The 15,621-nt window shown below is 52.8% G+C and carries 15 protein-coding genes and 3 pseudogenes; 10 read left to right on the top strand and 8 right to left on the bottom strand.

Features of this window, described 5'->3' with window-relative positions; all coding sequences use genetic code 11:
• Window positions 1-391 precede the first annotated feature (391 nt).
• The gene (locus tag IE105_RS14880) at window positions 392-1,312 is read left to right on the top strand and encodes a M14 family metallopeptidase (RefSeq protein WP_189499682.1); all 921 of its coding nucleotides are present in this window, start codon (window positions 392-394) and stop codon (window positions 1,310-1,312) included.
• A 65-nt stretch (window positions 1,313-1,377) separates the two neighbouring features.
• On the opposite strand, the gene IE105_RS14875 is transcribed toward IE105_RS14880, so the two are convergent.
• The 5 genes and pseudogenes from IE105_RS14875 to IE105_RS14855 all read right to left on the bottom strand — a co-directional run bounded on the left by IE105_RS14875 (window position 1,378) and on the right by IE105_RS14855 (window position 4,680).
• Complete coding sequence (locus tag IE105_RS14875) at window positions 1,378-1,803, bottom strand: rhodanese-like domain-containing protein (protein WP_189499681.1); 426 nt, start codon at window positions 1,801-1,803, stop codon at window positions 1,378-1,380.
• Window positions 1,804-2,151: 348 nt separating this feature from the next.
• Window positions 2,152-2,856: an IS6 family transposase gene (locus IE105_RS14870; RefSeq protein WP_189499680.1), complete on the bottom strand. Its 705-nt coding sequence runs from the start codon at window positions 2,854-2,856 to the stop codon at window positions 2,152-2,154.
• Window positions 2,857-3,204: 348 nt separating this feature from the next.
• Complete coding sequence (locus tag IE105_RS14865; protein ID WP_189499679.1) at window positions 3,205-3,417, bottom strand: YgaP family membrane protein; 213 nt, start codon at window positions 3,415-3,417, stop codon at window positions 3,205-3,207.
• A gap of 25 nt (window positions 3,418-3,442) precedes the next feature.
• Window positions 3,443-4,071: pseudogene (locus tag IE105_RS14860) on the bottom strand (peroxiredoxin).
• A gap of 3 nt (window positions 4,072-4,074) precedes the next feature.
• Window positions 4,075-4,680 carry a sll1863 family stress response protein gene (locus IE105_RS14855; RefSeq protein ID WP_189499678.1) on the bottom strand — a complete coding sequence of 202 codons (606 nt, stop codon included), beginning with the start codon at window positions 4,678-4,680 and terminating at the stop codon, window positions 4,075-4,077.
• Window positions 4,681-4,809: 129 nt separating this feature from the next.
• Between IE105_RS14855 and IE105_RS14850 the strand changes: the two genes are divergently transcribed.
• The 6 genes and pseudogenes from IE105_RS14850 to IE105_RS15750 form a co-directional block, all read left to right on the top strand.
• Complete coding sequence (locus tag IE105_RS14850) at window positions 4,810-5,817, top strand: hypothetical protein (protein WP_189499677.1); 1,008 nt, start codon at window positions 4,810-4,812, stop codon at window positions 5,815-5,817.
• A gap of 53 nt (window positions 5,818-5,870) precedes the next feature.
• Window positions 5,871-6,821: a DnaJ C-terminal domain-containing protein gene (locus tag IE105_RS14845; protein WP_189499676.1), complete on the top strand. Its 951-nt coding sequence runs from the start codon at window positions 5,871-5,873 to the stop codon at window positions 6,819-6,821.
• 39 nt (window positions 6,822-6,860) lie between these two features.
• Window positions 6,861-7,160, top strand: coding sequence for a chaperone modulator CbpM (locus IE105_RS14840; RefSeq protein ID WP_189499675.1), 300 nt, complete (start codon window positions 6,861-6,863; stop codon window positions 7,158-7,160).
• A gap of 6 nt (window positions 7,161-7,166) precedes the next feature.
• Window positions 7,167-7,619: a thioredoxin family protein gene (locus IE105_RS14835; protein WP_308429123.1), complete on the top strand. Its 453-nt coding sequence runs from the start codon at window positions 7,167-7,169 to the stop codon at window positions 7,617-7,619.
• Window positions 7,620-7,845: 226 nt separating this feature from the next.
• Window positions 7,846-8,103, top strand: a complete 258-nt coding sequence (locus IE105_RS14830) for a hypothetical protein (RefSeq protein ID WP_189499673.1) — start codon at window positions 7,846-7,848, stop codon at window positions 8,101-8,103.
• Between the two features lie 22 nt (window positions 8,104-8,125).
• Window positions 8,126-8,218 (top strand): annotated as a pseudogene (locus IE105_RS15750) (IS6 family transposase); the annotation flags it as partial.
• Between the two features lie 58 nt (window positions 8,219-8,276).
• Here IE105_RS15750 and IE105_RS15745 read toward each other — a convergent pair.
• Together IE105_RS15745 and IE105_RS14820 are read right to left on the bottom strand one after the other, a co-directional pair.
• Window positions 8,277-8,444, bottom strand: coding sequence for a DDE-type integrase/transposase/recombinase (locus IE105_RS15745; RefSeq protein WP_373299113.1), 168 nt, complete (start codon window positions 8,442-8,444; stop codon window positions 8,277-8,279).
• Window positions 8,445-8,451: 7 nt separating this feature from the next.
• Window positions 8,452-8,703, bottom strand: coding sequence for a hypothetical protein (locus IE105_RS14820; RefSeq protein WP_189499683.1), 252 nt, complete (start codon window positions 8,701-8,703; stop codon window positions 8,452-8,454).
• Window positions 8,704-8,885: 182 nt separating this feature from the next.
• On the opposite strand from IE105_RS14820, the gene IE105_RS14815 reads away from it, so the two are divergent.
• Genes IE105_RS14815 through IE105_RS14805 form a run of 3 tightly spaced genes read left to right on the top strand, consistent with a single transcriptional unit; the run spans window position 8,886 to window position 14,437 of the window.
• Complete coding sequence (locus tag IE105_RS14815) at window positions 8,886-9,701, top strand: ImuA family protein (RefSeq protein WP_189499671.1); 816 nt, start codon at window positions 8,886-8,888, stop codon at window positions 9,699-9,701.
• 13 nt (window positions 9,702-9,714) lie between these two features.
• Window positions 9,715-11,112 carry a Y-family DNA polymerase gene (locus tag IE105_RS14810; protein WP_189499670.1) on the top strand — a complete coding sequence of 466 codons (1,398 nt, stop codon included), beginning with the start codon at window positions 9,715-9,717 and terminating at the stop codon, window positions 11,110-11,112.
• Window position 11,113: 1 nt separating this feature from the next.
• On the top strand, window positions 11,114-14,437 hold the full coding sequence (locus tag IE105_RS14805; protein WP_233354202.1) for an error-prone DNA polymerase: 3,324 nt from the start codon (window positions 11,114-11,116) through the stop codon (window positions 14,435-14,437).
• An 834-nt stretch (window positions 14,438-15,271) separates the two neighbouring features.
• On the opposite strand, the pseudogene IE105_RS14800 reads toward IE105_RS14805, so the two are convergent.
• A pseudogene (locus IE105_RS14800) lies at window positions 15,272-15,621 on the bottom strand (hypothetical protein); the annotation flags it as partial.

Genomic DNA, 15,621 nt, shown 5'->3' with positions numbered 1-15,621 from the left:
CCCATGGTCGGGGCTCTGACTCTTCGGTCAGCCCCTATGGGGCTCAACCGGAACTGTCGCATTTGAACTTTGCAGAAAGTGTCTTGCCTTATCTTTGCTCCAACAGAAATCCAAACAGAGATCATCACGGCTATCTGGATGATCTCGCGAGATGTTTGGAAATGTTGACCTGCCCCTAACAGCTGCCGCCACTCGATGAGTGACGCAGCTCGCATGGCGTTGAAACGGGTTCGGCAAGGACAGAAGTCGTTTTTCGAAGGTAAATGCCTCTTTGAACTAAAGATTGCCTGATTTAGACCCTTTAAAAATACAGACATTTGTCGTCCTCAATTCGATCATGCGGATCGGTGGCTTCTGCGGCGCCTCGTGTTACCCCAGTAATGAGAGCAATATGACTAGCAATTCATTCTATCCAATCGGCCTGTCCGGGAAAGCCTGGACCGAGAACGAGCGTAACCAGTGGCGAGCAAGTCAATCTCAGCAGCGCCTTTACGGGGACGATGTATTGCCCCGTATTATGGCCTTGGCTGACCGGTTCGAAATCCGTACCTATGGCCAGCTCAATTACGCTGGCGAGGCCTATACCCTCTACGCCTTGCGTAACGGCATACCCGACCAGAATTTGCCGACGGCTCTGATAACGGGCGGCGTCCACGGATATGAAACAAGCGGAGTGATGGGCGCGCTTCAATTCTTGGAAACCCGCGCTGCCGAATATGCAGGCAAGGCAAACCTTTTAGTAGTCCCTTGTGTCAGCCCATGGGCTTACGAGCGGGTCAATCGCTGGAGTTATGATGCAATCGACCCTAATCGCAGCTTCTATCCCGACAGCCCAGCCATCGAATGCGCGGCACTCATGGAGCTGGTGGCGGCACAAGCCGGATCGTTCTTACTGCATATCGACCTCCATGAAACGACCGACAGCGACGAGAGCGAGTTTCGCCCGGCTTTAGCTGCGCGTGACGGCGAAGATTTTGTTCCGGGCGCTATTCCCGATGGTTTCTATCTGGTTGATGACAGTGGAAATTCACAGCCTGCCTTCCAAACAGCTATTATTAAAGCCGTCGAACAGGTCACTCATATCGCCCCGCCGGATGATGATAGAAAAATCATAGGCGCGCCTGTCGTCGCGCACGGAGTGATCGAATATCCGCAAGCCAAATACGCTATGTGCGCCTCCATGACCGGCGCGCGGTTTACAACAACCACCGAGGTCTATCCGGACAGCCCGCGCGCCACATCTGCAGTATGCAACGACGCGCAAGTAACCGCCGTGTGCGCAGCTCTGGACTTCGCGCTCGCGCATGCGTGAGCGAGATTTAGGGCATTGTCAGCTTAAACGTTTCTGAGCGCACATTTGGGATCCCACTTAACCTCTTATTCGACAACGACTGATTTACCGGCCTCCGACCAGGTTTCAAATCCCCGGTGTGCGGACACATTCTTATAGCCTTGCGAGTCCAATGCTTTCTTCACCAGAGCGGCGCGGCTGCCGGTCCGGCAATAGACGATGATTTCAGCATCGGCGTCGCGAACGCTTTGGGCTAAATGAAATTCGACTTTCCCGCGGGGAACCCACTGGGCGCCGGGAATGTGCCCCGCCTTGAATTCGGCTTCGGTTCTGACGTCCAGCAGCAAAAGATCTGGGTTTTGGTCCATTCTGCTTTCCACATACTCATTTTGGACGAAGGTGACGCCGTCTTGCGCGGATGCAACAACCTCCTCTGCTGTCATGAGAGACCCAGACTGCGTGGCGCAGGCTGCCGCAAATAACGATGCAATGATGATGATAGTGCGGCGCATGGGAATCTCTTTTTCTATTAGCCCTGGTGTCTAACCTTAGACGCTTGGAGCTTAACCTTACACAAAATGCCGCTTCTGACGCGGTCAAAATGATCTATGGTATTGTCAGGGGAAACTGTCTCGTCGGCTGAAATGTGTTAGGTTTCAATCATGAGCCACAACCCGTTCCGTTAATTCAAGACGTCAGACAGTAGCTTTGTTCTGAAACCTCTAGTGTTCGACAGATGGTCCCTGCCATCTCGCCTTGAGCCTGCCGAACCTCGGCTTATCTCAGCATTGCGATGATCTGTTTAGGTGGCATTGTCAGCTTAAATTGGATGAGCCCGGATTTTCACGAGACGTCAGGTCTTAGGCCACGACCAACTGCCGCCACTCCATGAGCGACACATCCCGCATGGTTTTGAAACGGGCCCGGCTTTCAAGATGTCGCTGATGGTTGAAGTGATTGTAGACTGAGGCGTGGGTTGAAGTGAATTTCTGGAGCGTCGCGGGTCTCCTGAAGCGCGTCATGCCGCGCTCTCTTCGTCGAAACGGGAGATGGGAATTCTCGGCGCGATTATTGGCATATTGATCCGTGTTCTGTCGTTCTGGGTTGCCAACATCGCGCATGGCAGCGCCGTAATAGCGGAGCCTGTCTGTGACGATAGTTTGAGGCGGACCGTAGCGTTTCATGGCTTTCTTCAAGAACCGTAACGCCGCGAGTTTATCGCGCTTCTTGGTGACAAAACACTCCAGGACTTCGCCTTTATGACCCACAGCCCGCCAGAGATAAAGCTGGACCCCGTTGATCTTCACGAACACCTCATCAAGATGCCACTGCCATTGGGTATGACGGCGAAGGTAAGCTGAGCGCTTAGACCGGATCTCCTTTGCGAAGACAGGGCCAAACCGGTCGACCCAGAGACGGATGCTCTCGTGGCAGACGTCTATCCCGCGCTCATGCAGTAGGTCTTCCACATTACGGAACGAGAGCGGGAAGCGGACATACATCATCACGGCCAGTTGGATGACTTCGCGAGACGTCTTGAAGTATCGAAACGGATTTTGGATCATGCGGCCAACTTAGCACATAGATTCAAGCACGTGTTCCGCTGACAATGCCCAAAAAAGAACTCTCTAACCTTAAGAATGGATTTAAAAAATTCGTCCATAAATACAGGATGCTCCATAGCATGCCGCAAATGCCAAATAAATTATTTGCGATTTCATAACCCTCGCAAACCGTTGCCAGAGGGAAATGCGGTCGTATCGATGGGCTAGGACTGAACCCTGACGCGGAGCCAGCGACTTCCCTCGAAACGCAAGCATAGATGTTCACACAGAGAAGGCCTGTCAGACGGACAGCCTTCTCTGCGTAGAGACTATCAGGTTTCCCCTAGCCAATTATTACCCACAATTCATTTAGCTTTTTGGCGAGCCAGTACTTAGGCCAAGCGCCCGGTAGAGCGGACAGAATTTTATAGCGGCGGTCAGGAGCATGATGGCTCCAACAACACCGAGCACATAACGGGGCCATCCGGCGGTGGCAAACGGGCCAATGAAGACAAGGGCAATACATGCGAGGCCAATCACGGCCCGCGCGAGGCGGTCTATTGTTCCAACATTAATCGTCATAACAGTCTCTTTTCAAGGTTTTCGCCTAAGCGATATCGGTCAGGCGAAGATAAGGGCGCACTTCGGTCCACCCTTGCGGAAATAAAGATTTGGCTTTTTCATTATTAATAGACGGTGGAATAATGACGGGGTCACCTACTTGCCAATCCGCAGGCGTTGCGATGGACTGCGCGTCGGCTAGTTGAAGCGCATCAATCACGCGGAGAATCTCATCGAAATTACGTCCGACATTCATCGGATAAGTCAGCATCAATCGAATCTTTTTGAGAGGATCGATAATGAATACGGACCGCACGGCTTCGGTCGTGCTTTCCGAAGGGTGGATCATGTCATACAGTCGCGAAATCTCGAGATCAGCATCCGCCAAGATCGGAAACTGCAAATCCGTATTCTGCGTTTCATTGACATCTTTGATCCAGGACATGTGCTCTGCAACTGTATCCGTGGAGAGACCGAGCGGCTTGGTATTGCGGGCTTTGAACGCGCCTGAGAGTTGCGCTGTGCGCCCCATTTCGGTTGTGCAGACAGGCGTGAAGTCAGCAGGGTGACTGAAAAAAACACCCAAGAGTCTTCCGCCCAGTCATGTAGGTTTATTTGTCCTTGGGTTGACCCCACTGAAAAATTAGGAGCGGTATCCCCAATGTGTAAGGTCATAATTCAGTCCTTTTCGGCGCGTTTGAAAGCCGCCTTTGTGTCCGCAAGTGCGTCATCGAACGCGTTACGGGATTTTGACAAAGCTTTGCGCAAGGCAGGCCAGCTTTCATGTCCAGCGGCATTGATGCCTTTGAGCGTATCACCGGCCTTGTCAGTTTCCGCTTTCAATGTGGCCGTGGCCTTATCGACGTCCGCCTTACGTCGATCATTAAACTTATCGGCGGATTTTTTGAGCCGTCCAACGGTTTTATCCCAAGCTAGTTTTTGGGACGCGGCCCGAGCCTTGAATATATCGGCGGAGGCTTTCGCCTTATCTTGGGTTGCCTCAAGAAAGGTCTCAACACTCTCTTCAAAAAAATCCCATTCCTTTTCAAATTTGGTCTTGTTGGCCAGCCAAGTTTGCTCGCCCTGATCTTCTTTTTGATCGACCCACTGTTTGAAGGAATCCCGCCTCTGCCGCATGTCTTCCATGGCAGCATCGGCTTTTGAACGCGTGTTAGACGTGACGTATTTAACGCTCGTCTCAAAGTGAGCGATTGAATCATCTATCTCATCAAGGCGGGCTTCAAGCCATTCAGTTTGGCTATGTAAATGAGGGGAGGTCACCATATCAATTTCCTATCGTAATTGCTGAGGTGACGGTGCGACTACACGATAAGATAGGAGGTTTTGTGATGGACGTCATTATTTCGCGATGTAACTTTGTCAGAGTGCGTTTGACTAAGAAGGAGGTTATTTATGACAGGAATATCTGAGGCTGATAACACCTCTGAAACTATCAAGGGTGTCCGTGAGGCGGTTGGGTTTTTCGATACAGAAAAATCTCTACAGGAGGCCATCGATGATCTTCTATCGCAGGGTTTTGACCGCGCAGAAATTAGTGTTTTAGCGTCCGTTGAGGCCATCGAGGATAAAATGCGCGGCGTGTTTGATAAGGTGTCCCACCTTGAAGACAATGCAGAGACTCCGCGCGTGTCCTATATTGCTAAAGAAGATATAGGGGATGCGAAAGGCGCCGTCATTAGCGGTTTTTTATATGTCGGCGCGATGATCGGTCTCGTCCCCATCGTGATTTCCGGTGGAGCTTTAGCGGCCGTTTTAACGGCGGCCGCCATTGGTGGCGGTGTTGGCACAGCCATTGGATCCATCCTGTCTCGCTCCATAGACCACCATCATTCTAATTATATTTCTGAGCAGCTTCAGCATGGCGGATTGCTATTATGGGTGCGAACATTCACGCTTGATGATGAGCAAATGGCGATAAAAATTCTGTCCAAACATTCGGCACATGACGTCCACATTCACGGTTTGCCGGATGTTCAATCTGAGCTTGATGACGTTTATCTCGGGCGTCTCCAGAACGCGCAGGACGGGCTCTACAATGGAGCGCATATCGTCAGGTCTGATCGGGGGGCTTATTATACATCAGGAAAAATCTTTTCAGGCGAAGATGAGGCAAAAGCCTATATTGACCGCGTTGCGCAGCTCACGGCTCGCTATGAAAGCTCACGTGAGGCTAACCTCAACCTTAAAGAGGCCATGATTGATCCACCGGATGTTTATGAAACAGTGTCTGAACTCATAGACTCCACGCTTAGCAAGCGCACGAAGATAGAGCTTTTACATCGGTGGGCTTATAACGAAAAGGAACTGGAAATGGCCTCAGATGACGGCATGACCAGTTCATTTAACGGTGACAAGCTTCAAGAAATAGAAAACGCAATTGCTGCGCTTGAGGCTGAGTAAGTGATTGTTCTCTTCGCCCATCGGGCGTCTCAAGTCGACGTGGTATAAAGTCCGTGGAATATAAAGATTATTACAAAGTTCTCGGCGTTGATAAAACGGCCACGCAGGATGATATTAAAAGAGCCTATCGGAAACTGGCTCGGAAATATCATCCAGATGTGAATAAAGACGCCGGGGCCGAAGACAAGTTCAAAGAAATTGGTGAGGCGAATGACGTCTTAAGCGATGTTGAAAAACGGACGGCTTACGACCAAATCGGCAAAGGGAATCAGGGCGGGCAGCCGTTTCGTGCCCCTCCCAATTGGGACGCGGGCTTTGAGTTTTCGGGTCAAACCGAAGGCAACCAAGAGCAGGACTTTTCAGCCTTCTTTGAGAGCTTATTTGGTGGGGGTGCGCAGCGGCCGCAGCATCCTTATGCCCGCCAATATAATGAAAAAGGGCAAGACCATCATGCGCGCATCATCATTGATTTAGAGGACTCGTTTAAGGGGAATCAAAAATCTATTGTGATGAAATCGCCCGAACTTGAGCCTGATGGACACACTTACCTGAAAGAGCGAACGCTTCGGGTGAAAATTCCCAAGGGCATACAACAAGGCAAGCATATTCGCTTAAAAGGGAAAGGCATGCCGGGGGTCGGAGAGGGTGGACCCGGTGACCTCTATCTGGAAATTGGTTTTGCGCCGCATCCGCTGTATCAAACAGATGGCAAAGACATCCTTCTGACCCTTCCGATTACGCCTTGGGAAGCGGCGTTAGGCGGGCAGGTGACTGTGCCGACCCTCACCGGCGATGTGGGCATGAAGATACCTAAGAACTCACAGTCTGGAAAAAAGCTACGCCTTAAAGGACGGGGCTTGCCTTCGAAAACGCCCGGGCACTTATACGTCATCCTCAATGTCGTTAATCCACCGGCTGACACGGAGGCCCAAAAAGAGATTTATAAGAATATGGCGACCGTTTTTGACTTCAATCCCAGAGACAATTTGGCGACCAGTCGCTAATAGAGATAGGGGTAAACATGCGCGAGAAAGAAGACTGGAATGAGTGAAACCGATCGAGATAGCGAAGTAGATCTGACCCTCGCAGACTTGAGTAAAAGCTCTGGTCTGTCAGTGGTGCAAATCACAGAGTATGTTCAAGAGGGTTTTTTTGAGGTGTGCGGAGACGATGAACAGCATTGGCGATTTTCTGAGATGCATCTTATTCATTTTCAAAAAGTGGTACGATTAGAACAGGACTTACGGTTGAACCCTGCCGGCGCTATTTTGGTATTTGAACTCATGAATGAGGTCGAGGCTCTAAAGCGACAGTTGCGCCTTGTATCCGATCAGAACTCTTAGAAAGCGATGGTTATGGCTAAGGATACAAGGCTCATTGTGTGCTCGCAGTGTGCAACAATAAACCGCATGCCGACGGACCGTAAATTGTCGGACGGCAAATGCGCAAAATGCAAATCTGTCTTGGGAGAGCCCCGGCCTGTTGATATTTCCGATAAGATATTTGCGAAACTCCAATCCCGTGACCAAGGGGCTTATGTATTGGATGTTTGGGCGCCGTGGTGTGAGCCGTGCCGAATGATGGCGCCCAGCTATGCCGAGTCGGCTAAAAAATTTGACGGCGATATTCGGTTTTTCAAACTCAATTCAGAAGAGCACCCACAGGGATCAGCGCGTCTGAATGTACGAGGTATTCCCGCGTTATTTTTCTTTAACGGAGGAAAGCTCGTTTCGCAAAAATCGGGCGCCTTGCCAGAGCATGCCATCACAAAATGGGTGCGAGAAAGTTTTACTTCCTCATAACATGCCATGAAGATGGCATCTCGGCGACGTCATCGTGAATATGAATGGCGTCAGCAGATTGCCCTATAAAACCTGGGCCCCGTCAGAAGGGGGCTGTATCCTTCAAAGCTGACCATGCCCGTGATAGTCACTTTCACACGGATACAACTGCAAAACCCAGCGTATCGTAAGCAATAAGAAAACATTTGGGTTCATGCGTGCTCTCGGCCTAGCCGATGAGAGAATTATGACGTCTGAGCAAAAACTTCACCTTGTAGAACGAGAACTGGCTTTTGTGCGGGCGGAATATCAAGAGTATCTTTCAGCCATCTCCCATGACATTGCTGGCCCGCTCCGGACTATGTCGGCATTTTCTGAAATTATCGCGAGTCAAAATGCCGAGAGTTTTGACGCCGAGACAAAACGGCACTTTGATTTCATAATAGCCGTGGCCGCAGACGGAAAGAGGATGCTGGATGGCATTTTCAGCGGAACACTTGCTTGAGTCTATGTGCTAAGTTGGCCGCATGATCCAAAATCCGTTTCGATACTTCAAGACGTCTCGCGAAGTCATCCAACTGGCCGTGATGATGTACGTCCGCTTCCCGCTCTCCGGACGTCGTTTTAGTCTGTCTCATGCTTCACTCCATAAGGATGAAGATGAACAAAAACTCTCGCTTAGCCCAGACTCAAATCTGTCTCATAGGCTCTGACGTCAGACACTACGCGATTGTTTGCGTAATTCTCTGTGTTCTGACGACTCTGCCCAAAGACGTAACACTCCAAAACCTCGCCTTGATGATCGACGGCCCGCCATAGGTAATGCTGAGTTCCGTAGATCTTCACAAAGGCCTCAACCGAGGTGCCATTGCCAATGGCTTTGCTGGCAAAGATAAGCTGAGCGTAGCGATTGGACCTGATCGGTGAAGGCCGGGCCAAAACGGTCTACCCAAAGCCGGACATTCTTGTAGCAGATATCTATCCCGCGCTCATGGAGCGGACCTTCGACGTTACGAAGCGAGAGCGAAAGGCAACCATGCATCATCATGGCAGGTTGGATGATCTCGCGAGGCGTTTTGAAGTGGCGAAACGGATTCTGGGCCATGAAACAACCCTATCACATCAATTTAATAAGAGGTTCCCATGACAATACCCTCGAAAACGCCGGCGTCAGACAAGTTGTGAATAGGACAATGTTCCTAGTGTATTGACTCCCCAGTTAAGATGAGAACAATATAAGAACATGCAGTGGGCTACCCTTGGTCTTATTGTTCTTGGGAGTGACACATGGCTGGAGGCATTGCATTTGATGATGGCGCTGGCCGCGTGTTTGCATCGCCCGCTGGCAAGCGTCCGTCTTTGCAGGTTCTCCACTCACTTCCAGCGGGCTTACGGCGTCAGGTTCATCTAGCCGATCAACAAGACGCATTCCGATCCAGCGATGTGCTCAGTATCGCCGCTGGCCTTCCCAGCTTGCAGTGGCAACGGGTTCACGAAGTTGTTGGACGTGGAGCGCTTCATTTTGGTCTGACCGTTGCGAAGCAAGCAAAGGCGGTCTCAAGCGCGCATCCCGTGGTCATCATCGGCACGGGCCGCGATGTTCACGCGCTGCGCCCTGAAGGCTTAGGCGCCTATGTTCCGCCAGCCTCTGTCACGATGATCGAGGCGGGACGACGCGACGACATTCTGTGGACGGCGGAGCAGGCTCTGGCGGCGAAGGCGCAGGCCATTGTCTTAGTCCAGATCGACCAAGGCCCGACCCTATCGGAAAGCCGCTCGCTGCAAATCGCGGCTGAACAGGGCGGAAGCCTCGGCATTATCCTGATTTCCAGACAGGCGCGAAGTTCGGCCTGTCAGACACGCTGGGACTGCAACCCTGTCCCAAACGGATGGGATTGGGAGGTCGTAAAGAACAAGACCGGACCCGTGGGGCAATGGCGCATTCGGGCCGGTCCGAAGGGTCAGTTGTTAGAACCCCTTCCGCTTTCTCGCCTCGTCACAAAGACCGCTACCCCGTTCCATGAACCAACGACGCATTCTTCATCTGTGGTTTCCCTGCCTCCCCTTGGATCGTCTCCAGCGGGCGCAAGACCTTCGCCTTGAGGGGCCTTTTGTTGTGACCCATGAACAAAAAGGCGCGCATCGGATTCTCGTGGTCAACCGACAGGCGAGAGACGCCGGATTATTGCCGGACCAAAGTCTGGCTGACGCCCGCGCGATATGTCCCGACCTTTTGAGTGAGCCGCAGAATGCGGTTCGCGACTCGCTGCTGCTGTCCGCGCTGAGACGCTGGGCCGACCAATTTAGTCCCAAAGTTGAAATCGTCCAACCGGATGCGCTTATTCTCGATGTGTCTGGGATCGCCCACCTCTATGGCGGCGAAGCTGAACTGACGACGGCGATACATAACAGCCTGACCGACCTCCACGTCACGGCTCGCTACGCCCTAGCGGACACGCCGATGGCGGCGCGGGCATGGGCGCAATACCGTCCACCCAACCATCCGTTCCAATCCATTCTGCCAGTTGGAGAGGCGATCACCGCTTGCGATGCGTTGCCTGTGGAGGCGCTAGAAACAGACGCGACGGAAGCCCTGCATCTTTTGGGACTGAGAACGGTTGGCGCACTACGCCGAAGACCGAGCGCAGAACTGGCCAAGCGTTTCGGACTTCGCCTGACGGACGCCATTGACCGCCTAATTGGCAGACGCCCTGAACCTATGCGGGCGGAAACGCCAACGCGGCCTTTTGCGACGCGTATGACTTTGCCAGACCCGATTGGCTTGATTGATGATGTGCTGTCCGTTTTGGAGCGGATCGCCGCGCCCTTGATGACACGGCTTGAAAAAGACGGGCTCGGGGCGCTTGGCTTCACGCTGGCGGTCACGTGCCCCGATAAAGGCGCGCACAGGTTACAAGTTGGCTTTTCGCGCCCGACGCGGGAAATCCGCGCCCTTGTCAGGCAAATGCGCCCGAAGATCGAAACGCTGTCCCTTGCCTTTGGCGCGGACCGCTTTCGACTTGAAGCAACAGGCGTGCAGCCGATCCAGACACGCCAAATCCATCTGGGCACAGAAGCCGTCATTGAGGACTCAATGGAGCGGCTGATCACAGTTGTGGGCAACCGTCTTGGCTTTGATCGTATCCGGCGTCCGGCCCCGTCATTCTCGCATCGGGCGGAATGGGAATGCGTGTCTGAACAGATTGCGGACAATAAGACCGCATATGTGTGGCCGTCGCCACGGCATCATCGCCCTTTGCAGATACTTAAGCCTGAACACCTTCATATACTTGAGGAAGGGCGTCCGCCTGCACGGTTTGAATGGCGGCGGCAGGCTTACCGGACGCGGGAGATCGAAGGGCCTGAACGTGTCGCGCCTCAATGGTGGGCGGAAAATCCGGGGCGGCTGTCTGACTATTACACGGTGACGACGGAAGAAGGCCCAAAACTCTGGCTTCGAAGATTACCTATGATCGATGATCACGAATGGTCAGTCGCAGGGGTTTTCGCGTAAGGTGAGAACAGAGCTCGACACGATTAGCAATTTCACCTTCCTGACAGGGGCGAGCCATCCGCGTGAACTGGTTGAACGTGCCGTCGAGCTTGGCCTGTCATCCATCGCCATTGCGGACGTGAACACATTTGCAGGCGTCGTCCGTGGCTTCGAAGCGGCACTGGAACTGGCTGAAGCCCACTCTATTCGTTTTATCATTGCGACGCGAATTGTGACCCGTGAAGGTATAACGCTACTTGCCTACCCAAAGACAAAACAGGGCTACGCCAACCTCTGCCGCCTTCTGACCAAAGGAAAGCGGGCGACTAAAAAAGGCCAATGCGACCTCGGCATTGAAGACCTCATCGAATGGCAAGATAAAATCATTTGGGTCATGCGTGACGCGGACAGCCATCTAGACCACATCGCAGAACTGTCTGACCTCCCGGACTTCCATCTCGGCCTCGCCCCGCATTTTGATGGGCAGGACGCGACACGGTTTGCCGCCATCCGTGAGCTATCAGACCAACACGCGTTGCCGCTGTGCGCCCTCGGCAATGTCATGATGCACCGCGCTAACCGTCGCCCCTTGGCAGATATTCTGTCTTGCATCCGCGAGACCTGCACCATCGACCAATTAGGCCGTCGCGCGCAGTTAAATGCGGAACGCCGACTACGGTCACCGTTTGAGTTGAAACGCGTCTTCGCCGGATATGAAGACGCGTTAGTCGCGGCAGCCAAGGTTGCGGACATGTCCCGTTTTTCACTCAAAGAACTCGCCTATCAATATCCTGATGAAGTGATGAACGGCGAAGAACCGCAAGATCGTCTGACCCGCTTGACGGACGAAGGGTTACGCTGGCGCTATCCCGAAGGGGTTAGCCTGAAGAACCAACAGCTCGTGGCCAAAGAACTCGCCCTCATCGCGAAGAAAAACTACGCCGCTTACTTTCTGACGGTTGAAGACGTGGTGCGGTTTGCACGGTCCAAAGGCATTCTCTGCCAAGGACGCGGATCGGCAGCGAACTCTGTCGTTTGCTACGCCCTCGGCATTACCGAAGCCTCGCCTGAAACCATCTCGATGGTGTTTGAACGTTTTGTCTCAGAGGCGCGAGACGAACCGCCCGACATTGATGTCGATTTTGAACATGAACGCCGCGAAGAAGTGATCCAATATCTCTATAGCAAGTATGGCCGTCACCGCGCGGGCATTTGCTCCACGGTTATCCACTTCCGATCACGCTCGGCCATTCGTCAGGTCGGTAAAGCAATGGGGCTAAGCCAAGACGCCATCGCGCGTCTGTCGGGCACGATTTGGGGGTCATCCAACAAAGGCGTCAAGGAAACCGACGCGGACGCTCTGGGCTTCAATCAGATGGATCGCCGCTTCAAACTGACTTTGGAACTGGCCGCTGAAATCACGGGCTTTCCCCGTCACTTGTCGCAGCATGTTGGCGGCTTCGTCATCACGCAGGACCGCTTGGACGAAATGTGTCCGGTCGAAAACGCGGCGATGGCGGACCGGACGATTATCGAGTGGGACAAAGACGACATCGACGTCATCGGCATGCTCAAAATAGACGTGCTGGCGCTCGGCATGTTGACCGCTATTCGCAAGTCATTCCGGTTGCTCTCTGATTGGAAAGGGCTGCATCACACCATCGCCAATATCCCGGCGGAGGACAAAGCGACCTATGACATGATTTGTCAGGCGGACACGCTCGGCGTATTTCAGATTGAATCCCGTGCGCAGATGAATTTCCTCCCGCGTATGCGTCCGCGAACCTTCTATGATTTGGTCGTGGAAGTCGCCATTGTGCGGCCCGGACCTATTCAAGGGGACATGATCCACCCCTATTTGAAACGGCGACGCGGCGATGAGCCTGTCCACTACCCGTCCAAGGAACTTGTCCCTGTATTGGAAAAAACTTTGGGCGTTCCCCTGTTTCAGGAACAGGCGATGCAAATTGCCGTGGTCGCGGCGGGTTTCACGCCGTCCGAAGCCGATCAGCTTCGCCGTGCGTTGGGAGCGTTTCGTTCGCCCGGTAAAATCACCGATTTTAAGGACCGTTTTATTTCCGGCTGTCTATCCAAGGGCTACAAGAAAGACTTTGCGGAAGCGGTGTTCAGTCAGTTGGAAGGCTTCTCAGGTTACGGCTTTCCAGAGAGCCATTCTGCGAGCTTTGCCCTACTCGTCTATGCGTCCTGTTGGCTCAAGTGCCACCATCCCGATGTGTTCTGTTGCGCCCTGCTCAACTCCCAACCGATGGGATTTTATGCCCCGGCGCAGATCGTCCAAGACGCGAGACGCCATAATGTTGAAGTCCGTCCCATCTGTGTCGAAAACAGCTATTGGGACAATATACTAGAGCCGGGTCGGGATGGCCATTTGGCTGTTCGCTTGGGGTTCAGGTTAATCAAGGGGCTACGCCAAGAAGATGGCAACTGGGTCGCCTTAGCCCGGGGCAATGGCTACCGCTCTGTGGACGCTGTGTGGCGGAAGGCGGGGTTATCGAAACGCGCTCTATCGAAACTGTCGGAAGCCGACGCATTCCATCGTTCCGGCTTAAACCGCAGGGAAGCGCTTTGGGCGGTCAAAGGGCTGGGTGGTGATAACCCATTACCCCTCTTCGCAGACCACGGTGAAGGCATAGAAGACGAAGTTATCAACCTGCCGCTGATGCGAGCGTCTGAAGAAGTCTATGAAGACTATTTGGCAACCCGCCTGACATTGCGGGATCATCCGATGCGATTTCTAAATGACGCACTAGGCAGGACACTCAAATCGTCCGACTTACGAGACGCCCCGAATGGACGGCGCATTACTGTGTCCGGCCTAGTCGTCACGCGCCAGAAACCCGGCGCGGCCAGCGGGGTCGTCTTCATCACTTTGGAAGATGAAACAGGCGCAGTAAATGTCGTCGTCTGGAACAAGCTGTTTCAGAAGAATAGAGGTCCGGTCATGGCCGGACGGCTCTTGCGGATAAGCGGCAAGCTACAACGCGAAGGCATTGTCCATCATGTCATCGCGGAACGAATTGAAGACATGTCCCACTTGCTCAACTCGCTTGGCTATCAAGGCAGCCGCGACGGGATTGCTCCGACCGAGGGCAACGCCGACGAAGCCAAACGGCCTATTCCCGCAAAGGAGTCCGCGCGGAGCGGAGGGACGAAGCGTCATGCGCTGGATAATCCGAAAGCAGAGACACGGCAGGAGCGAGAGGAGCGCAAGTTCGACGAAGCGCGAGGCGGGCCAAAAACGGTCACTGCCTATTATGCGGCAGGCGGAGGGAGGCATCCGAGAGATCAAGCAAAAGCATTGTTTCCGAGTCGGGACTTTCATTGACCGATCAAGGTATTGGATTGACGCCATTGCCAATAAAGACTGAAAAACAACGCTAATCCGACAACATTCGACCGACCTATTAGCTATCCCTGATCTGCGCAAAAAAACCGAAGTAATCTCCTAATAATTCCCTGTTAAATTTTTAGGGAATTAAACACAAAAACGTACATTTATCCGGGCTGTCGACGTCACTTGGAGCGCATGAAGAACCAAAGTCGCGCATTTTCCCTGTAAATTCCCTGTATATCAGGGAATTTGGCCCGAGACTGGTTCGCCAATGACTACCCCCACCACCAGTTCCCTCACAATTTTCGATATATAAAACAGGCCCTTGGACCTGATCGACTGCAATCAGGACTGGTTGTCACCGTTTTACAAGAGGTCCGCTGTCACCCGCTTGTCACCTCGATATGGCCCGGGGACACCGGACCTCAAACTGAAACGGTAAAAGTTTCACGTTGAACCGAGCATCAAAAGCCCGGTTCAGTTTCCACTTAAAGCTTCTCGTTCTGCTCCCGCTGAGGACGTTCTCAAGACATCCGCAGCACATCCGCTGTAGGGGCAGAGCGTACATTAGACGTGCGGCTTATAACGCCCAAAATAGGCCGCTCACTTATCTCTACTCAGGAGGCTAAGGGAACGATGAAAATGGCAAGCGAATAGCCTCGCACCATCCTAAGAAAAGCCGTTACTTCAAGTCAAAGCGCATACGATTGGTGCTGAAAAATTCTTCGATTGATCGCAAAATACAAAAAACCCTTCGCCTGATAATTACGGTTACTCGCCGCAATTATCAGGCGTCAGATCATCAATACATTGGCTGACAGTGGCCGGCTAGTTCTTGACCTTTTTATCCTTTTTAGCTTTTTTCTCTTTCTTGGAATGCCCCTGACCGGTTCCGGCTGTATCATTCTGAAGGGCCTCTAAGGCTTCCGTGAGACAGGCATGAACGACGGCCTGCGCGTCGCAACTGGTGATCCAGTCGCGCTTGTTATGTGTATCGGGCGTTCCGTTCAAAGCACAGCCGTCCGTACGTTCAATCGCTTTCTCGAGCTTTTTGATCGCCGATGAGGGCTTGTCTTTCTGGATCGCCGAAGCGGCCTGCCGTAGGAAATTACCAAAGGCATTCCGATTGCCGTCTGTTGTAAAGTCGCCCGAAGGTAAGCCAGACATATAGGCGTTGG

Origin of the sequence: Algimonas arctica, assembly GCF_014652695.1 — a bacterium.
GTDB classification, from domain to species: domain Bacteria; phylum Pseudomonadota; class Alphaproteobacteria; order Caulobacterales; family Maricaulaceae; genus Litorimonas; species Litorimonas arctica.
Note: the sequence above shows the minus strand (reverse complement) of the source record. Positions and strands in the feature narration are given on the sequence as shown.